Origin of the sequence: Geobacillus thermoleovorans, assembly GCF_001610955.1 — a bacterium.
In the GTDB taxonomy this organism is placed as follows: Bacteria; Bacillota; Bacilli; order Bacillales; family Anoxybacillaceae; genus Geobacillus; species Geobacillus thermoleovorans.
In genome coordinates this window covers 939213-959001 of record NZ_CP014335.1, presented here as the reverse complement: position 1 = coordinate 959001, position 19789 = coordinate 939213, and the positions used below count along the sequence as shown (strand labels likewise).

The 19789-nt window shown below is 54.2% G+C and carries 16 protein-coding genes and 1 pseudogene; 5 read left to right on the top strand and 12 right to left on the bottom strand.

The window, feature by feature from the left end; all coding sequences use genetic code 11:
* Positions 1 to 10: 10 nt before the first annotated feature.
* The 7 genes and pseudogenes from GT3570_RS04845 to GT3570_RS04815 all read right to left on the bottom strand — a co-directional run bounded on the left by GT3570_RS04845 (position 11) and on the right by GT3570_RS04815 (position 10247).
* A complete protein-coding gene (locus tag GT3570_RS04845) occupies positions 11 to 1222 on the bottom strand; it encodes an acyl-CoA dehydrogenase (RefSeq protein WP_011230528.1) in 1212 nt (403 codons plus the stop codon).
* A 174-nt stretch (positions 1223 to 1396) separates the two neighbouring features.
* Positions 1397 to 2272 (bottom strand): annotated as a pseudogene (locus GT3570_RS04840) (NAD(P)-dependent oxidoreductase); the annotation flags it as partial.
* Positions 2273 to 2289: 17 nt separating this feature from the next.
* A complete protein-coding gene (locus GT3570_RS04835; protein WP_011230526.1) occupies positions 2290 to 3075 on the bottom strand; it encodes an SDR family oxidoreductase in 786 nt (261 codons plus the stop codon).
* 102 nt (positions 3076 to 3177) lie between these two features.
* Positions 3178 to 3396 carry a hypothetical protein gene (locus tag GT3570_RS04830; RefSeq protein WP_014195324.1) on the bottom strand — a complete coding sequence of 73 codons (219 nt, stop codon included), beginning with the start codon at positions 3394 to 3396 and terminating at the stop codon, positions 3178 to 3180.
* A 119-nt stretch (positions 3397 to 3515) separates the two neighbouring features.
* On the bottom strand, positions 3516 to 4784 hold the full coding sequence (gene odhB, locus GT3570_RS04825; RefSeq protein WP_033025026.1) for a 2-oxoglutarate dehydrogenase complex dihydrolipoyllysine-residue succinyltransferase: 1269 nt from the start codon (positions 4782 to 4784) through the stop codon (positions 3516 to 3518).
* A 31-nt stretch (positions 4785 to 4815) separates the two neighbouring features.
* On the bottom strand, positions 4816 to 7668 hold the full coding sequence (locus tag GT3570_RS04820) for a 2-oxoglutarate dehydrogenase E1 component (protein WP_062898508.1): 2853 nt from the start codon (positions 7666 to 7668) through the stop codon (positions 4816 to 4818).
* Positions 7669 to 8270: 602 nt separating this feature from the next.
* Positions 8271 to 10247, bottom strand: coding sequence for a methyl-accepting chemotaxis protein (locus GT3570_RS04815; RefSeq protein WP_062898507.1), 1977 nt, complete (start codon positions 10245 to 10247; stop codon positions 8271 to 8273).
* A 151-nt stretch (positions 10248 to 10398) separates the two neighbouring features.
* On the opposite strand from GT3570_RS04815, the gene GT3570_RS04810 reads away from it, so the two are divergent.
* The 3 genes from GT3570_RS04810 (at position 10399) to yyaC (ending at position 11985) form a co-directional block, all read left to right on the top strand.
* Entirely contained in the window at positions 10399 to 10599 is a 201-nt protein-coding gene (locus GT3570_RS04810; protein ID WP_025949657.1) for a YbxH family protein, read from the top strand.
* Positions 10600 to 10672: 73 nt separating this feature from the next.
* Positions 10673 to 11353 (top strand): GNAT family N-acetyltransferase, encoded by a 681-nt coding sequence (locus tag GT3570_RS04805; RefSeq protein WP_062898506.1) that lies wholly within the window; start codon positions 10673 to 10675, stop codon positions 11351 to 11353.
* 80 nt (positions 11354 to 11433) lie between these two features.
* A complete protein-coding gene (gene yyaC / locus GT3570_RS04800) occupies positions 11434 to 11985 on the top strand; it encodes a spore protease YyaC (protein WP_062898505.1) in 552 nt (183 codons plus the stop codon).
* An 84-nt stretch (positions 11986 to 12069) separates the two neighbouring features.
* Here yyaC and ptsP read toward each other — a convergent pair whose 3' ends face one another.
* From ptsP to glcT, 4 genes are all read right to left on the bottom strand, one after another.
* Positions 12070 to 13791 carry a phosphoenolpyruvate--protein phosphotransferase gene (gene ptsP, locus GT3570_RS04795; protein WP_062898504.1) on the bottom strand — a complete coding sequence of 574 codons (1722 nt, stop codon included), beginning with the start codon at positions 13789 to 13791 and terminating at the stop codon, positions 12070 to 12072.
* Positions 13791 to 14057 (bottom strand): phosphocarrier protein HPr, encoded by a 267-nt coding sequence (locus GT3570_RS04790; protein ID WP_011230496.1) that lies wholly within the window; start codon positions 14055 to 14057, stop codon positions 13791 to 13793. Before GT3570_RS04790 ends, ptsP begins: the two co-directional genes overlap by 1 nt.
* Before the next feature lie 106 nt (positions 14058 to 14163).
* Complete coding sequence (gene ptsG, locus GT3570_RS04785; protein ID WP_062898503.1) at positions 14164 to 16182, bottom strand: glucose-specific PTS transporter subunit IIBC; 2019 nt, start codon at positions 16180 to 16182, stop codon at positions 14164 to 14166.
* Between the two features lie 232 nt (positions 16183 to 16414).
* Positions 16415 to 17272, bottom strand: coding sequence for a glucose PTS transporter transcription antiterminator GlcT (gene glcT, locus GT3570_RS04780; RefSeq protein ID WP_011230491.1), 858 nt, complete (start codon positions 17270 to 17272; stop codon positions 16415 to 16417).
* Between the two features lie 142 nt (positions 17273 to 17414).
* On the opposite strand from glcT, the gene GT3570_RS04775 reads away from it, so the two are divergent.
* Together GT3570_RS04775 and GT3570_RS19025 are read left to right on the top strand one after the other, a co-directional pair.
* On the top strand, positions 17415 to 18236 hold the full coding sequence (locus tag GT3570_RS04775) for an alpha/beta fold hydrolase (protein WP_011230490.1): 822 nt from the start codon (positions 17415 to 17417) through the stop codon (positions 18234 to 18236).
* Positions 18206 to 18334 carry a hypothetical protein gene (locus GT3570_RS19025; protein ID WP_013145936.1) on the top strand — a complete coding sequence of 43 codons (129 nt, stop codon included), beginning with the start codon at positions 18206 to 18208 and terminating at the stop codon, positions 18332 to 18334. Before GT3570_RS04775 ends, GT3570_RS19025 begins: the two co-directional genes overlap by 31 nt.
* A gap of 90 nt (positions 18335 to 18424) precedes the next feature.
* Here GT3570_RS19025 and GT3570_RS04770 read toward each other — a convergent pair whose 3' ends face one another.
* On the bottom strand, positions 18425 to 19573 hold the full coding sequence (locus GT3570_RS04770; RefSeq protein WP_014195304.1) for a cation:proton antiporter: 1149 nt from the start codon (positions 19571 to 19573) through the stop codon (positions 18425 to 18427).
* Positions 19574 to 19789: the final 216 nt, after the last annotated feature.

Sequence of the window (19789 nt, the reverse complement as noted above, 5' to 3'; positions counted from 1 at the left end):
TTCCTCTCCCTTATTGTTGATATTGCCGCAATTCAAGCTTGGCAACTTGCTCTTTATGCACTTCGTCCGGCCCATCGGCCAGACGGAGCGTGCGCGAGTTCGCCCACATGGCGGCAAGCGGAAAATCGTTGCTCACCCCAGCGGCGCCAAACGCCTGAATGGCACGGTCGATGACCTTCAAAGCGACATTGGGCGCCACCACTTTAATCATCGCAATTTCTTTGCGCGCCGCTTTGTTGCCGACCGTATCCATCATGTACGCCGCCTTTAGCGTCAGCAAGCGCGCCTGCTCGATCTCAATGCGCGACTGGGCGATCCACTCGCGGATGACGCCGTGTTCAGCGAGCGGCTTGCCGAACGCCACCCGCGACTGTACGCGCCGGCACATGAGTTCAAGCGCTCGCTCCGCCGCTCCGATGAGGCGCATGCAATGGTGGATCCGTCCCGGGCCAAGCCGGCCTTGAGCGATGGCGAACCCTTTTCCTTCGCCCCAAATGATGTTTTCTTTCGGCACGCGCACATGGTCATACGTAATTTCGGCATGCCCGTGCGGCGCATGGTCAAAGCCGAACACCGGCAGCATCCGTTCGATTTTCACGCCCGGCGTATCAAGCGGAACGATGATCATCGACTGTTGCTCATGTTTTGGCGCATCGGGGTTCGTTTTTCCCATCACGATGGCGACTTTGCAGCGCGGGTCGCCGGCGCCAGACGACCACCATTTCCGTCCGGTGATGACATACTCATCGCCGTCGCGAACGATCGAAGCGCGAATGTTCGTCGCATCGCTCGACGCGACATCCGGCTCCGTCATCGAAAAGCACGAGCGGATTTCTCCGTTCAAGAGCGGGATGAGCCACTTTTTCTTTTGCTCCTCTGTGCCATAGCGGACGAGCACTTCCATATTGCCCGTATCGGGCGCATTGCAGTTGAACACTTCCGGGGCGATGAGCGAGCGGCCCATTATTTCGCAAAGCGGCGCGTACTCCACATTCGTTAATCCCGCGCCGTATTCGCTGTCTGGCAAAAACAAATTCCAAAGCCCTTCTTTTTTCGCCTTTTCCTTCAATTCTTCGATGATCGGCGGCACGCCCGACCATCTCGACTCTTGTGTGTTCAGCTGCTCCTCATACACCCTCTCGTTCGGATAAATGTAATCCTCCATGAAAGCGCTTAATTTTTTGATCAACTCTTTCACTTTTGGTGAATAAGAAAAGTCCATATGCTCCCCTCCCTTTTATACTAACCGGTTGGTATGTTGTTTCTACTTTTACTATACCTCTACAAGAGGAAATATTCAATATTTTTCGATAAATACATCCGAATTTGCGCTTCCCATCTCCCCTGCTTCGCTGAGAAGACAGAGAAGATAAAAAAGGGCGAACAACCGCCCCGATTACGCCTTAACATACCGCTTGTATAGCGCTTGCGTGCCGCTGTTTTCCTCACCGGCTTGCGCCAACTCTTCGTACAGTTGCTTGGCGAGCGCCAGGCCTGGCAGCGGCAAGTTCATCCGCTCGGCTTCCTCAAGCGCAATTTTCATATCTTTAATGAAATGCTTGACGTAAAACCCAGGAGCAAAATCTCCTGACAACATGCGCGGCGCCAAGTTGCTCAGCGACCAGCTGCCGGCTGCCCCTTTGGCGATGCTTTCAAGCACTTTGAATGGATCAAGACCAGCCCGCTTCGCATACGCCATTGCCTCGCACACCCCAATCATGTTCGTCGCGATGGCAATTTGGTTGCACATTTTCGTATGCTGGCCGGCTCCAGCTCCTCCTTGCCGCACGATGTTCGTGCCAAGCCGCTCGAGAATCGGCTTGCACGCCAAAAAGACGTCCTCATCACCGCCGACCATAATCGTCAACGTTCCTTCGCGCGCGCCGATGTCGCCGCCGGACACCGGGGCGTCCAAAGCATGGATGCCCTTTTGCTTGGCCGCCTCGTAAATCGATTGCGCGAGCGTCGGCGTTGACGTCGTCATATCGATGACATATGTTCCCGGCCGCGCATTCTCCAAAATGCCACCCTCGCCGAAATACACTTGCTCGACATCGCGCGGATCGCCAACCATCGTCATGACGACATCCGCCTCCCGCGCCAAATCAGCAACCGTTTCCTTCCAAACCGCTCCTTCTTGAAGCAAGTCTTCCGCCTTTTCTTTTGTGCGTGTATAAGCTAGAAGTGGATAGCCCGCCTTCAGCAAGTGGCGCGCCATGCTTTTCCCCATGACGCCAAGGCCGATGAATCCGATCGTTTTCATCCGGTCTTCCCTCCTGTCGGTTTGCCTTAAATCGCCTTCACCATGCCGCCATCGACAATGAGCGCTTGACCAGTAACGTACGAATTCGCTTCGGACAGCAAGAAGACGACGACATTGGCAAACTCTTCAGGGGTTCCGTAGCGGCCGAGCGGAATGGCGCTTTTCATGCGCGCTTCCATTTCTTCTTTCGTAATGCCGAGTTTCTCGGCATTCACTTTGTCCAAAAAGGCGACGCGCTCCGTCGCGATCCGACCAGGAGCCACCGTATTGATTAAAATGCCATCCGGAGCCAGCTCAACAGCAAGCGTTTTCGTCAGCCCAACGATGCCAGTGCGGAACGTGTTGGATAAAATAAGCCCCGGAATCGGCTCTTTAATCGATGATGAGGCGATGTTGACAATTTTTCCTCCCTTTTTCTTTAAGTAAGGGAGCGCTTCGCGAATGAGGCGAATATAGCTTAACAAATTGAGCTCAAACGCATATTGCCAGTCTTCGTCGCTCACCGTTTCAAACGTTCCCGCCGGAGGGCCGCCGGCGTTGTTGACGAGCAAATCGATCGTCCCAAACGTCTCGACCGTTTTGGCGACAAGCTGGCGAATGTCGTCGGCGTTGGTGACATCTGTGCGCGTATAAGCGACGCGTCCCTTATGTAAACTGTTCAATTCTTCCGCCACTTCGTGCAACTTTTCTTCGTTTCGGCTCGTGATCATCACGTTTGTTCCTTCAAGCACAAGCGCTCGCGCAATCGCCTTGCCAAGCCCTTGGCTCGAGGCAGCGACAAGCGCCGTTTTTCCCGCCAATCCAAGTTCCATCGTCATCCCTCCAACAAAAGAATGGGTGTTAAGTAATTATATTCGCGATCATTCGTCATTTTCCTTCTTTCGATCAGCGAAAAAAGTGATCCGCTGGGCGGATCACCTCTCTTCGAAAAACGACTGAAACCGTTTCATCCCTTCCTCGACATTAAGGCGGTCAACGTGAAACGGATTCGGATTGGCATCCTTCATCGGATCAGCATCAGTCCGCACCCCAATCGCCTCGGCGCCGTCGGCGGTCGGATCGTTGATGACGCTTTCACGCGCGCCGTCGCGGTAAAACATGTGCGGGTGATCGTTTCGTCCACGCTCTGGCATCAAATTCCCCCCTTTTTTCCGGTAGTGTTCCGTAAGACATGGAAAATCATTCACCGATCAAGGAAAGGCGGGGAAAAAGAAAGAGCCTGCGCATCGCAGGCTACCCTTTTCCTTCCTAATCAGCTTTCAAGCAGCAAATCTTCCGGATTTTCGATCAAGTCTTTCACCGTTTTTAAGAACCCTACGGCCTCTTTGCCATCGATGATGCGGTGGTCGTATGACAAGGCGACGTACATCATGGGACGGTTTTCGATCCGCTCTTCATCGACGGCGACCGGACGCAGTTTGATCGAATGCATCCCTAAAATGCCGACTTGCGGCCCGTTGAGAAGCGGGGTCGACAGAAGCGAACCGAACACACCGCCGTTCGTGATCGTAAACGTACCGCCTTGCAAATCGGCAAGCGACAACTTGTTGCTGCGCGCTTTCGCTGCCAATTCGGCAATGTCGCGCTCAATTTCAGCGAAGTTTTTCCGGTCGCAGTCGCGCACAACCGGAACGACAAGCCCTTCGTCCGTCGACACGGCGACGCCGATATCGTAATATTTTTTCAGCAAAATCTCATCGCCTTGGATCTCCGCGTTGACGTACGGATATTTTTTCAGCGCGGCGACAGCCGCTTTGACGAAAAATGACATAAAGCCAAGGCGGACGTCATGCTCTTCGAAAAATTTATCTTTTTTCCGCTTGCGCAGATCGATGACCGCCGACATGTCAATTTCGTTGAACGTCGTCAACATCGCGGTCGTTTGTGTCACTTCAAGCAGCCGTTTGGCGATCGTTTGCCGACGGCGCGACATTTTTTCGCGGATGACCGGCTTGCCGGCCTCAGCGGCTGGAACGGCGGCCGGCGTCGACGTCGGCGCGGCTTGCGGAGCCGGCTGCGGGGCGGCGGCCGGTTGTGCGGCAAACGAGGCGACGTCTTGTTTGCGCACGCGCCCAAGCGGATCAACGGTCGGCACTTGCGTCAAATCAATTCCTTTTTCGCGCGCCATCTTTCGAGCGGCCGGCGAGGCGATCGGTCGTTGGCCCGGAGCTTGGGCGGCCGCGACTGGCTGCGGCGCTGGCTGTTCATTGCTGTCGGCCGGCGCGACCGTTTCCGTTTCATCGGCTGGCTGCGGAGCAGCTTGCAAAGCGGCAGTCGGTGCTGCCGCTCCTTCGCCGATAATGGCGATCGCTTGGCCAACCGCAACCGTATCGCCTTCATTGGCCAGCAGCTGCTGCAAAACACCCGACTCTTCCGCCATAATTTCCACGTTCACTTTATCCGTTTCAAGCTCGCAAATCGATTCTCCTTTTTCCACGTAGTCGCCCGGTTTTTTCAGCCATTGGGCGATCGTTCCCTCCGTGATGGATTCTGCTAACTCTGGGACTTTGATCTCAGCCACGTTGATGCCCTCCTCAAATGTTCCGTAGTCATCATTCATGCTTCGTCAATGCACAGCGGATGATGCGCTCTTGCTCTTTTCGGTGGACGACCGGATCGCCTTCCGCCGGGCTGGCCCGCCGGCGCCGCCCAATGTAGCTGACATCGACACCCTCTGGAGCCAACGCCCGCAGGCGCGGTTCCATATACAGCCATGCCCCCATGTTTTTCGGTTCTTCTTGCACCCAGACGAGTTCTTTAACGTTCGGATAGCGGGCGATGATGTCTTTCACCGCTTCTTCCGGGAACGGATACAGCTCTTCAATGCGCACGATATGCAGCCAGTCAAGACCTTCCATTTTGCCGATTTGTTCCGCCAAATCGATCATCAATTTTCCGGTGCCAAACACGATGCGTTCCACTTTGCCAGCGTCAGCGCCCAATCCCGGCTGTTCGAGCACCGGCGAGAACGCGCCGTCAACGAACGCTTCCGCATCGGACGCTGCCAGCGGATGGCGGAGCAAGCTTTTTGGCGTCATAATGATGAGCGGACGCACTTCTTCTCTTGTCAACAGCGCCGCCTGCCGCCGCAAAATATGGAAATATTGCGCGGCCGTCGATAAGTTGGCAACCGTCCAGTTGTTTTCCGCCGCCAGCTGCAAAAAGCGCTCGACGCGGCCGCTTGAATGTTCAGGGCCTTGCCCTTCGTAGCCGTGCGGCAATAGCATGACAAGCCCGGATTTTTGCCCCCATTTCGCCCGGCCGGATGAAATGAATTGATCAAACATCACTTGCGCCATGTTGGCGAAGTCGCCAAATTGCGCTTCCCAAAGCACGAGCGTCTCCGGCGCGTAAACGTTGTAGCCGTATTCATAGCCGAGCACGGCGGCTTCCGTCAGCGGGCTGTTGTACACGACAAACGACGCTTTGGCGCCGCTGATGTGGTGAAGCGGCACATACTCTTCTCCGGTTTTCACGTCATGGAGCACCAAATGGCGCTGCGCAAACGTGCCGCGCTGCGAATCTTGCCCGGTCAAGCGGATCGGCACGCCGTCTTGCAAAATCGTGGCAAACGCTAAAATTTCCGCGTGCGCCCAATCGACTTTGCCGTTTTGCGCAAACACGCCGCTTCGCCGTTTTAAAATGCGCTCAAGCTTGTTAAAGACGTTGAATCCGTCCGGAAACTGCAGCAATTCTTCATTCACACGATGGAGCACGTCTTTCGCCACGCCCGTTTTCACTGCCGGCAGCCGATCGACGACCGGTTTGGGCGGATCCATGATGAAATCGAGCTCGTCTTCGTTTTTCGGCACCCGTTCGTAGGCGATTTTCAGCCGTTCGGCCACCTCTTGCTCCATTTCGTCGACTTCCCGCTCGGTGATGATCCCTTTTTCCATCAATTTTTGCGCATACAGCTTGCGCACAGTCGGATGTTGGTTGATGATCGCGTACATCGTCGGATTCGTCGCCATCGGTTCATCCATTTCATTATGACCGAAACGGCGGTAACCGATTAGGTCAATGACAAAGTCTTTTTTAAACCGCTGGCGGTAGGCAAACGCCAAGCATGCGGCCGCCAAACAAGCCTCCGGATCGTCGGCATTGACGTGCACAATCGGCACCTCAAACCCTTTCGCCATATCGGAAGCATACGTCGTCGAGCGTGAATCGTAGCTTTCCGTCGTAAAGCCAATCATGTTGTTGGCGATGATATGGATCGTCCCGCCGGTCGTATAACCGCGCAGCTGGCTTAAGTTGAACGTCTCGGCGACAATGCCTTGCCCCGGGAAAGCGGCGTCGCCATGAATTAAAATGGCAAAAGAAGCATCTGTCTTTTGTTCCGGCACGCCCGGTTTCGTCCGATCCTCTTGCGCGGCGCGCGTGTAGCCAAGCACAACCGGGTTGACCACTTCAAGGTGGCTCGGGTTGTTGGCGAGCGTAATCCGCATCGTATGCGCGCTTTTATTGCGAAGGCGGCGCGCCGCCCCCAAATGGTATTTCACGTCGCCCGTCCAGCCGTAGGTGATGGCCACCGCTCCTTCAGATGGAATAAAGTTTTTGCTCTCTGCATGCTGAAACTCGGCAAAAATCATTTCGTACGGCTTGCCGAGCACGTGAGCCAGCACGTTCAACCGGCCGCGGTGCGCCATGCCGATGTTGACAGCGTCGATTTCATGTTCGATCGCTTGGCGGACGAGCTCATCCAAAAGCGGCACCATGGAATCAAGCCCTTCGATCGAAAACCGTTTTTGCCCGACATACGTCCGGTGGATGAACTTTTCAAACCCTTCCACTTCCGTCAGGCGGCGCAACAAAGCGACCCGCTCTTTGTTCGCCAAGCTCGGGTAATACGCTCCGGACTCGATTTGCTGAATGAGCCAGTTCCTCTCTTCAAGATTATGTACTTGCGAGAATTCGAACGCGATTTTGTCCGTGTAAATTTTGCGCAAATGCAAGATGGCGTCCCAGCCGTTTTTGACATGCGCCGGAGCGTGGGGACAAAGAAACGCGACCGGAATGCGCTTTAAATCCTCTTCCGTTAAATCGTATTCGTCAAGCTCCAAGCGGCGCAGCTTTTTCTCCTTTTTGACAAGCGGATTCGTATCAGCAGCCAGATGGCCGTAATGGCGAATGCTGTCCGCCAGCTTGACGGCAGCGACAAGCTTGCTGAAAATCGTCGGCGTCTCCGGCAGCCGGAACGTTTGATGCGTTTTGGCTGTTTCGTCATCCGCAGGAGAAACCGGTTCTTCCAAGACCGGCGCCCCCCACTGTTCGAACAATTGTTTCAGTTCCGGGTCGATGCTGTTAGGGTCATCGAGATACTGTTCGTACATTTCGATGACATAACCGAGGTTCGGCCCGTAAAACTGGCTCCACGGTTGAGCGTAGTTCGTCTGTTTTGCCATCGTGAAAAAACCTCCACCTTGTTTTCGCATCGTTTGGGCTGGCAACAGCTATGCATAAAAGTCCTCATTGCGCTGCCAGCATCCCCAAACGTACAGCAAAATAACGGTATAAACGTTTTCACTGTTTATTTTAGCACTATCGCTCACTAAAATCGACGAAGAAGCTGAAAAAATTTCACTTATTATCATTGTATGAATAGAAAAAAGATCGTGACTGCACGGCGGCGGAACATTCGCGATTTTAAGCAAACGCCGACCGACATTCATCTCCCGCTTATTTTTGGACTGCACCCTGTACAAAGCGAAAGTGAAAGTCTCCTATTCGAAAATGATTGAACGCTCTCTTGCCTGCGCAAACGTTTAGCGGTGGGAGATTCTTTGGAACAACCGCTCCACGACAGGCTTGCCAGCCAAGCCATCCTCGTGTGTCCCACGGTTCCGTTGTCTTACGCAGACAGCAAGCGAAATCCTTCTTTATTTTGGGCGGCGTTAGGGAACATCCTTGATGCTTCATCCCCCACTTACGCACGCGGAAATGGGAGCCTTCTCGGCTGGAGATGATAAAAAAGGCGCCCCGTTGCCGCTAGGACGCCTTCCATTTTTTATGAAATCTTAAACTTCTCAACCAGTTGTTTCAACTGCCGGCTCATTTCGCTTAACGCCTCCGCCGATTCGGTCACCGTCGAAAGCGCCTGCAGCTGGTCATCAGCGGAAGCGGCCACTTCTTCCGCCGCTGCCGCCGACTGTTGAGCGATGGCGGCGATGTTTTGCATCGCCCCGACGACATCGTCTTTGCTCGCGTTCATCCGCTTTGCTTCCTCCATAATCCCAGCGAGCGCTGTTGCCACTTGCTCCATCATGCCAGTGATTTTGACAAATGAATCGCCGGTCGTGTGCACCGCTTCCCGCTGTTCGTCGTACGCCTGCTTGGAGCGGCGGACCGCCTCCATCACCAGCCCGGCTTGCTGCTGGATGGCGGCGATCGTCGCGCGGATCATCTCCGTCGCTTTCGCGGATTGTTCGGCCAGCTTGCGCACCTCATCGGCGACAACGGCAAACCCTTTCCCATGCTCGCCAGCCCGCGCCGCCTCGATGCTGGCGTTTAACGCCAGCAAATTCGTCTGTCCGGAAATGGCCGTGATCGTTTGAATGACACCGTCAATTTCATCCATCTTTTTCACAAGGTCGCTAATGACATTTTCTACAGACTCGAGTTCATTTTTCGCTTCCTCCGATTTTTTCTGCAAAATGTTTAAATGCTCCAAGCCGTCGTAGCTCGCGGTTTTCGTTTCATCGGACAGCGACTCCATGCCAGCCGTCGCATTCGTGACCGCTTCGATTTGCTGCGACAGCGCCGTCGTCCGCTCATTGATCGTATCAAGGCTTCCTGCTTGATCGGTCGTTCCTTTGGCGATTTCGCCGATCGCTTTTGCCACTTGTTCGCTTGTGGCCATCGTTTCTTCGGAGACAGCGCTCAAATGGTCGGCCGAAACGGCCAATTCATTGACCGAGCGGTTCACCTCGCTGATCAGCATCCGCATATGGTCGATCATGTCATTGAAGTGGCGGGCGAGGCGGCCAATCTCATCTTTGGCAGTGATGCGCGCGTGCACCGTCAAGTCGCCGCCCGCCGCCTTTTCGACTTGCTCTTGCAGCGCAGCAATCGGCCTTGTGATCGAACGCGCCAAGAAATAGACGGCAACAAGCGCTACAACGAGCGCAATGACGGTAATGACAAGCATGTTCTTCCCAATGGAACGGCTCATGGCGGCTAAGTCTGCTTCTTTATAGACGGCGCCGACTTTCCAGCCGAGCTCCGGAATCGTAGTGAAATACATGACCCGTTGTTCCCCGTCTAGTTCATATTCCCGCATCCCTTTTTTATGTTCGAGCATATAGCGGACCGTCGCGTTTTTCGCCATATTTTTTCCTTTGTATTGCGGATGGACGACCGCCGTCCCCTTCGCGTCAAACAGCACCGGATAGCCGTGATAGCCGACGTCGCTCGCATTGACGATTCTCGTCACCGCATCGAGCGTCATATCGATGCCAATGACCGCAGCAATGCGGCCGTTTTCGCTCACTGCTTTGGCCAACGTCACAACGTGCTTGCCGGTAATGGCATCGACATAAGGTTCGGTCCACACGACTTCATCCGGCCGCTTCATCGCTTCTTTATACCACGGGCGGCTCGTCGGATCGTATCCGTCCGGGAGCTCTGTCATCGGCGAGATGTACATTTTCTTCTGCTCAGTGCCAATATAGATGAATTGCACATTCTCATGCAGGCGCAAAAACGTACGAAACTGCTTTTCCATCTGCGGCCACGCTTTTTCATCGCTCACCATCTGCAAGGCGGACGGCGATTCACTAAACTGCACTAAGCTGTTTTCCTCGCTCTGAAAGCTGTCGCGAATATCGCCAAGCAATCCGTCAAGCGCCGTCTGCGCTCGATGTTTCACATCAGCGTCAACAAGCCGTTGCGTTTGCCAAACAACGATGAGCTGCGTCGCCGCCAACGAGATGATCAATAATAAGGCCATCAAGACGATCAATTTGCTGCGCAATGTCCGGAACACTCGCTATTTCTCCCCTCTGTTTCCTCTTTTTGTCGCACTAATTTTCATTATACAAAGGACGATCGGCCCCCGTCTATAGGAGGACCTTCTTAATTCATACATAACGAATCGACGCACATGAGACAATAAACGAGAGGAAGGTGAATGACAATTGGGCGCCATCGAACACGAAGGATATCGATTTGAGATCGAATACAGCGTCTTGCTGCAAAAAGGGGCGCTGCACGTTTATCGCGACGGTGAATTGATTGAGGAAATTGAGTTTGCATTTTGCGGCGAAAAGCCCGATGAACAGCAAATCGAAGCGCTTGTGAGCGAGTATGTCGAGCAAAAAACCTCCGGCCGCTGTTAGTTGTCGGAGGCTTTTCTTGCCATTTTTTCGCGTTTTCCGTTATGATGAAGGTAAAAAAGCAAGGGGGATCGGCATGTACGATAAACGTTTATACGTCTTTGACGGCAACACCCCGCGCGAAGCGGTCATCCGCAACTATACGACAGACGACTTCGCTGATCTCATCCGCGTGCAGCAAGAAAGTTTTCCGCCCCCGTTTCCATCGGAGTTATGGTGGAACGAACAACAGCTTCACAACCATGTCACCTTGTTTCCCGAAGGAGCGCTTTGCGTCGAAGTCGACGGGCGCATCGTCGGATCGATGACCGGCTTGATCGTTGACTTTGATCCAGCCCATGCCGATCATACATGGGAAGAGATCACCGACGGCGGCTACATCCGCAACCACCGCCCGGATGGAAACACGCTGTATGTCGTCGACATTTGCGTCTCGCCGCCATACCGGAAGCTCGGCCTCGGCAAATGGCTCATGCAGTCGATGTATGAAGTCGTCGTCCATCTCGGCCTTGACCGGCTGCTCGGCGGCGGGCGGATGCCTGGCTACCATCGACATGCGGCTGAACTATCGCCGGAAGCCTACATCGACAAAGTCGTTGCTGGCGAGCTGAGCGATCCGGTCATTACGTTTTTGCTCCGTTGCGGGCGCACCCCGCTGGCGGTCGTTCACAATTATTTGGAAGATGAGGAATCGCGCAACTATGCCGTCCTGATGGAATGGCGCAATCCGTTCAAGCAAAAACAAGGACACAATTGACAGAAACGAAAAAAAGGAATCACCAGCATCGGCCGCGAACTAAGAAAAGGAGAACGACCGACGGAAAGGAATCGCGGCCGATGAAATCGATTTTGTATAGTGATCCGCTTGCTCCTTTGCTTATTCGCAATGAATTGTTTTCCCTGCTGCCAGCGCACATTTCCCGTTTGACCGTCGTTTGCATCGGCAGCAACCGCATCAACGGCGACAGCTTAGGGCCGTTCGTCGGCACGCTGCTGGAAAACGCTTATCCGGATCATTTGACCGTCATCGGTACACTTAGGAAGCCTGTCGATGCAACGAACATTCATCGTGTTTCCGAGCGGCTGCAACACGAGCGCGGAGCGTATGTGGTGGCAATCGACAGCATTGTCGGGCCGCAGCCGTTTGTCCATACGATCGCCATCCGCCCTGGCGCCCTTTCCCCTGGCACGGCGCTCGGCAAATCGCTGCCACCGGTCGGAGACATCAGCGTCATGGGAGTCATGATGGAGGACACGGCCGATGTAAGCGCACTTCCGTACACGAATTTGCACATTGTTTACCAAATGGCGAAAGTCATCGCTTTAGGCCTTTCACTTACGATCCGGCAGCGGTATGGCTATGAATCATCGACACCGTTGTTGGCTTGAACAGAGCGCGGAAACATATGTCTTGCCTTTAAAGGCAAAAAAAGGCGCAGCGGCCGATTCATGCCGCTGCACCTTTCGCTATGATCAAGCCATATGGAACGTTCGTTTGACAAACGACACGACTTCCTCAGCCGTGCCGAGCGACAGCACTGTCTCTTTCACGCAGACCGCATCCTCTTTTGACAGCCGCTTCAACTGGGCGCGCGCCGGCAAAATCGAGGTGGCGCTCATGCTGAACTCATCAAGGCCAAGGGCAAGCAAAATCGGAATGGCGATCGGGTCGCCGGCCATTTCCCCGCACATCCCAACCCATTTCCCTTCGCGGTGAGCGGCGTCAATGACATAGCTGATGAGCCGCAAAATGGCCGGGTTGTACGGTTGATATAGATACGACACCCTCTCATTCATCCGGTCGGCCGCCATCGTATATTGAATTAAATCGTTTGTGCCGATGCTGAAGAAATCGACTTCCCTGGCAAACTGATCGGCCATGACGGCGGCAGCCGGGATTTCCACCATCATGCCGACTTCGATCCCGTCGGCGACCGGGACGCCTTGGCGGAGGAGCGCTTCTTTTTCTTCGAGTAAAATCGCTTTCGCTTGGCGGAATTCATCGAGCGTCGCAATCATCGGGAACATGATTTTCAAATTGCCGTGCACGCTCGCCCGCAACAAGGCGCGCAGCTGCGTCCGAAACATGTCTTGCATCTCAAGGCAAAGGCGGATCGCCCGGAACCCTAAGAACGGATTCATTTCTTTCGGCAGCTGCAAATACGGCAGCTCTTTGTCGCCGCCAATGTCAAGCGTACGCACAACGACCGGCTTGCCGCCCATTTGTTCAAGCACCATTTTGTAAGCCGCAAACTGTTCGTCTTCCGTAGGCAGCTCCGATCGTCCCATGTATAAAAATTCCGTGCGATACAATCCGATCCCTTCTGCCCCGTTGGCCAACGCTCCTTTCACATCGTCCGGCGTGCCGATATTGGCCGCCAGCTCAACGTGCACGCCATCAGCGGTGACCGTCGGTTGATCGACAAGCTTCGCCCATTCCGCTTTTTGCTCCTCATAGCGAGCCCGCTTCTCTTCATAACGCGCAAGCAGCTCCGGGGACGGATTGACGACGACTTGACCGTCGAGCCCATCGACGATGACAATGTCGCCGTTTTGCACTTCCGCCGTAATCGCCTTCGTGCCGACGACAGCCGGGATTTCGAGCGAGCGGGCCATAATGGCCGAATGCGACGTTCGCCCGCCGATGTCGGTGGCAAATCCTTTCACATATTGGCGGTTCAGCTGCGCCGTATCGGATGGCGTCAAATCCTCAGCGATAATGACGACCTCTTCGGAAATGAGGCTCGGATTGGAGATCGTCACACCAAGCAAATGGGCGAGGACGCGCTTCGTCACATCGCGGATATCGGCGGCCCGCTCTTTCATATACTCATTGTCCATGCCTTCAAACATGGAAATGAAAAACGATGCCGTTTCATGGAGCGCATATTCCGCATTCACTTGTTCTGTTTTGATTTTTTCCTTAATCGGGTTCAGCAATTCTGGGTCGTCAAGCACAAGCAAGTGGGCGGCAAAAATGGCGGCTTTGTCTTCGCCAAGCTTTTCCAAGGCATGCTGTTTGATGGCTTCCAGCTCTTCTTTCGCTTTCGCGAACGCCGCCTCAAGCCGCGCAATTTCCGCCTCGACGTCGGCGACCGTCCGTTTTTCGGCCGCCAAATGAGGCGTCTCCAAGCGGTATGCCTTGGCGATGGCGATGCCGCTTGAAGCGGCGATGCCGTGAATCGTCTTTTCCATTATTCCGCAAGGCCTTCCTTTGCCAACGTATCGGTTAACGCCGCCATTGCTTCTGCCGCATCGGCCCCTTCTGCCGTGATTTTGATCGTCGCCCCTTTCGGAATTCCTAACGACATGACGCCCATGATCGATTTCAAGTTCACCGTTTTGCCGTTGTACTCAAGCTGGATTTCGCTGTTGAATTTGCTCGCTGTTTGCACCAAAATCGTCGCCGGACGAGCGTGGATGCCGGAATCAGAAACGACTTTAAACGTTTTTTCTGCCATGTCCATCATTCCCCTTTTCTTCAATTTTTTCTTTGCCATCATATCAAATGCAGGGGCGGGGAGGCAACGGAAAATGCTTGGCCCCGCCCCGCCGCGAATAAGCAGTTTAGCTGAGCGTAACAACAGCGTCTTCTCCTCGAGCAACCGGGCCTTGCTTGTTGATGTGAACCGTTTCGCCGGCTTCGAGATTCGTGAAAATCACCGGCGTGACAATCGATGGCGCGTTCTGTTTTACATAATCAAGGTCGACGCGCAAAATCGGCTGCCCTTTTTTCACTTCGTCGCCTTCCTTGACAAGCGCTTCAAACCCTTGGCCGTTCAGCTTCACTGTGTCGATGCCGACGTGGATTAACATTTCATGCCCGCCGGCCGACTGAATGCCAATGGCGTGCTTCGTCGGAAATACGTTGATGATTTTGCCATCAACCGGAGAGACGACCGTGCCGTCCGTCGGCATGACCGCGAAGCCGTCGCCTATCATTTTTTGCGAAAACACTTGATCAGGCACTTCAGCGAGCGGAACGACCTCTCCTGACATCGGCGAAGCAATCGTTTCGGACTTCGCGGCTTCCGGGGCCGCTGCTTTCGGTTTCTCTTCCGCCCGGGCCGGCGCTTTTCCTTGCATGATGTCTTGAATTTGCCCTTTTAACATATCCGATTTCGGACCGAAAATCGCTTGCACGTTGTTGCCGACTTCAAGCACCCCTGCGGCGCCGAGCGCTTTCAACCGGTCTTTATCGACCCGGCCGATATCATGGACCGAAACGCGCAAACGTGTAATGCATGCGTCCAAATGTTCGATGTTTTCCTTTCCGCCAAGGGCGGCGAGCACTTCGTACGGCAGATCGCCAGCGGCGGCTGCCTCGGCTTTCGGTGCTTCCTCGACCGTTTTTTCCCGGCCCGGCGTCGCCAAATCCCATTTGCGGATCGCAAAGCGGAATCCGAAATAATAAATCACGGCAAACACCAAGCCGACCGGAATGACAAGCCACCATGCCGTCCGGTTTGGCAGAACGCCAAACAGCAAGAAGTCAATGACCCCGCCGGAGAAGGTCATCCCGATTTTGACGTTCAACAGGTGCATGATCATAAACGACAAGCCGGCAAAGACGCAGTGAATGGCAAACAGCGCCGGGGCGACGAACAAGAACGAAAATTCGATCGGTTCGGTAATCCCGGTCAAAAACGATGTCAACGCGGCCGACCCCATGATGCCGGCAACGACTTTTTTGTTTTCCGGTCGCGCTTCGTGGTAGATCGCGAGCGCCGCTGCCGGGAGACCGAACATCATAAACGGGAATTTCCCGGTCATGAACGTGCCGGCCGTCAATTTGACCCCGTCTTTCAGTTGCTCGAAAAAGATTTTTTGATCGCCATGGACCACTTGCCCGGCTTTATTGACGTACTCGCCAAATTCAAACCAAAACGGTGCATAGAAAATATGATGCAAACCAAACGGAATGAGCGCCCGTTCGATGACGCCGAAAATGAACGCGGCCAACGTTTTGTTCGCATCGATCATATTGTGCGAAAACGCATTGAGCCCGTGCTGAATCGGCGGCCAAACGAATGTCATGAGAATGCCAAGCACGACTGCGGACGCCGCCGTCACGATCGGCACGAACCGCTTGCCGGCGAAAAAGCCGAGATATTGCGGAAGTTCGATATTGAAGTATTTGTTGTACATGTACGCTGCCAAAATCCCGACGATAATCCCCCCAAAGACGCCGGTTTGCAACGTCGGGATGCCGAGAATGTTGGCGTACGACGGGTCGGCGCCGATCATATCGGAAGTCACGCCCAAGATGACGCTCATCGTCACATTCATAATCAAGTAGCCGATGATCGCCGCCAAGCCCGCGACCCCGTCCCCGCCGGCAAGGCCGATCGCCACACCAACCGCAAACAAGAGCGACAAGTTGGAGAAGACGATGCCGCCTGCTTGCTCCATCACATTGGAGATGAGCACGACCCAGTCGGCTTTGAGCGCCGGAATTTTGTCAGTGAGCGCCGGGTTTTTCAAGGCGTTGCCAAGCGCCAACAAAATCCCGGCCGCCGGCAAGATCGCCACCGGCAGCATGAGCGCTTTCCCGACCTTTTGCAGCGTGCCAAACGCTCGTTTCATCTTCATAACCTCCTTTAGTTTCCTTTTCTTAAGTTTTACAGCAAACGACCGATTCATGTACCGAAAATGAAGCGGGCGTTTCCGAGGGAGCCGGCGCAATAAAAAAGGCATGACTAAAGAGAGACAAAAAGAACGCTTACAACAGCGCAAAGATGAATTCGCAGCTGTTGCCGCCTTATTTGCCCTCTTTACTCATGCCTGATCGAGTCAGTAACACGTAAAGCGAGACAACCTATGCAGTTGTATTGTTCTTTTTCTCCGCCAGCCGTTGCAAATGCAACGTCAAATAGACCGCCTCGGCATCGTCCGCCGGCAGATGAAGCGTTTGCTGCATGACTTTGACCAACTTCCATGCTAGATTATAGCATAATGGATACGCTTCCTTCAAGATTTTCGACAAATTTTTTGGTTCTTCGACTTTTTCGCCTTTTTTCATCCGCTCAATCGCATAGCGCAAGTGACGGACAAACCGCAAATAATGAACGCTCTCGCGGTCGATGTCAACGCCAAGCTGTTGCTCGACGATCTTGACAAGATCAGCAATGAGCTGGGAATATCGATTCGCTTCCGACACGCTTTGCTTGGAAATCGCGCTATGAATATGAAGGGCAATAAAGCCTGCCTCTCCTTCAGGCAGCACAATCCCGAGCTTTTGTTCAATCATGCGGGCCACTTCATTGGCAATTTCATATTCCAACGGATACAAGCTTTTCGTCTCAGCCAAAAACGGGTTTTTGACATCCAATCCTTGTTCAAGCCGCTTTAATGTAAAAGCGATATGGTCCGTCAGCGCCACATGGATGTGCTCGTCGAGCGGCGCGCCCACGCGTTGCTGAATATGTTGAACCACCTCGCTCATGAGGGCGATGAATTCTTCGCTCAATTCCGGAAGCAGCTTTTTGTATTGCTCTTGTTCGCGTTCGTTTTTCAGAACGAAACATTTTTCCACAGCGCTCTTGGCAATCTCGTCCCCCCGTTTTTTGCCGAAGCCGATTCCTTTGCCGAGCAAAACGACTTCGCCATATGCCGGATGGGAAGCGATTAACACGTTGTTGTTGAGCGTTTTTTCGACGCGAAACGGCTGTTCCATCAGCCTCCCTCCTTTCCGCACCCATCGTCTGCCGCTAGTCTATGCAGACTACATTATAAACCGGATGGGCCATCGCTCTCAATGACGTTTTTTGGATGGGACGCCGCTCTTCTCGACATACTAATGGGAGGGAGGAAAGAATATGCCATACGTATCGATCAACCAACGAGTCCGCCTTTACTATGAGGAAAAAGGAGAAGGAACACCGCTTTTGTTCATCCATCCCCCAGGAATGGGGCATGCCGTTTTTTGCCGCCAAGAACCGCTCGCCCGCCATTTTCGCCTTATTTTGTATGATATGCGTGGAAACGGGCGAAGCAGTTCGTCAGATGCACCGATCACCGTACCGCTGCTTGCCGACGACATTTCCGTATTGCTCCGCGCCCTCGGCGTTCGGCGCGCCATCATTTGCGGCTACTCAAACGGCGGATCCATTGCGCTTGATTTCGCGCTCCGCTATCCCGAGCATGTCGAACAGCTCGTTTTGATCGGCGGGTTTCCGGAAGTGTGCACCCCGCTTTTGTTCAGCGAGTTTTTGCTCGGCATCTCCGCCGCAAAACTTGGGGCCATCCCGCTGCTTGCGGCGGCTCTTGCTTGGGGGCACAAAACGAACTGGCGCGAATGGCAGCTGTTGCGGCGGTACGCCCGGCTGACCCATAAACGGGATTTAAACGCCATGTACCAGGCTGGGCTTGTTTATGGATGCACAAAACAACTGTCTTCCCTCCGCTTGCCCGTGCTCCTTATTTATGGAGCACGCGATCGTTACATCCATCCGTATATCGCTATGTTCCAACGTTATGTGCCGCATGCAGATATTGTGTTTATTGACCAGGCCCGCCATCAAATTCCGACGAAACATAGCAGCGAACTAAACAGCATTTTGCGGGCATACGGCAAGCGGAGCGAAACTGGCCGAAAGGAGGGGATCGCATGTCGAACAAAGGAAGACAAAACAAGGTGAGCCAAGAAGTAGCCAACCCGACCGTCTCCAAGGCGGAGGCAGAAATGGCCAAAGACAGCGTGGATACGGCCAAGCAAGCGAAAAAGAACCGCTCGTAGCGACAGCGAGGCTGCCCTTTTTTGGGGACAGCCCCGCTGTTTTGCCGCTATAGCGCCGGCCATCGGCCCGGCTGCCCACTTCGACGGCGACTAGGCCGTCCGGCGCACCGGATGAAGACGGCTGAAAATCATCTTCAATAACGGCGGCGTCACAACAGTCGTTACCAATACGACGATGATCATGACCGCAAACATGTTCCCATCAAGCAGGCCGGCTTCCAAGCCGATGCCGGCGATGATGAGCGCCACCTCACCGCGCGACACCATGCCAGCGCCGACCGCCAGCGAGCTTCCCCACGAAAATCCGGCCCATTTTGCCCCCAGCGCGGCGCCGACAAGCTTTGTCAAAATCGCGAGCGCACTCCAACCGACAATCAGCGGCCAATGCTCGACGATGCCGGAAAAGTCGGCCGCAACCCCGATGGAGGTAAAAAAGACAGGGACAAACAAAGAATAGGCGATCGTTTCCACTTTCTCAAATACTTCTTCCCGATAGTCCGTAAAACTCGCGCCAAGCCCGGCCATATAGGCGCCGATGATCGCCGCCACCCCCATCGCCTCAGCAAAATAGGCAAATGCAAAACAGATGACCAGCCCGGCCGAGACAACCGCCTCTGTCACACGCAACGGGGCAAACCACTTTAATACGAGCGGGATGGCTTTCCAAGCGAGCAAAATGGCGACGGCAAAAAAAACAGCTTTTTTCAGCACGACCGCACCAAGCTCGACGTCGCCGCCAGTTAGGCTTAATAAAAACGCCAAGGCAATGACGACCAGCACGTCGTCGATGACCGCCGCGCCAAGAATCGCTGATCCTTCCTTCGATTGCAGCTGTCCCATCTCTTTGAGCGCCTGCACGGAAATGCTGACGCTCGTTGCGGACAGCAAAAGTCCGAGGAAAAGAGCCGTGCCGGTTTCCATGCCGAACGCTGCGCCGGCCGCATACCCGGCGAGCAGCGGAACGAGAATGCCAAGCACTCCGACCGCCACAGCAGCTTTTCCAGTGCGCCGAAACTGGTCCATATCCGTCTCAAGGCCGGCGATAAACATAAGCAAAATGACGCCGATTTGACTTAACTCCTGCAAAAGATCCGTATCCTCGATCACACCGAACACGCTCGGGCCAAGCACAATGCCGATGAGCAGCTTGCCGAGCACGGCGGGCTGGCCAAGGCGCACGGCCGCATCACCGGCAAGTTTGGCGGCGAACAAAATGACCGCCAGTTGGGCAATCAACATCCCTTCACACTCCTTCGCTTTAAGTCTCTTTTTCGAATTACGTTTATCATGCGTGGAAGGTTTCACTTTTATCATTTCCCGAATTCAGGCCAAAACGAAACATCTCCCTTAGTTGTCTTACCGCTATCGACGCCGCGCCGGGCCAAGCCGGCAAACAAAGAAGCGTTTCATGTTCCAAACCGCTATGTGCCGACATTGCCTATGGTGATCGGCAAA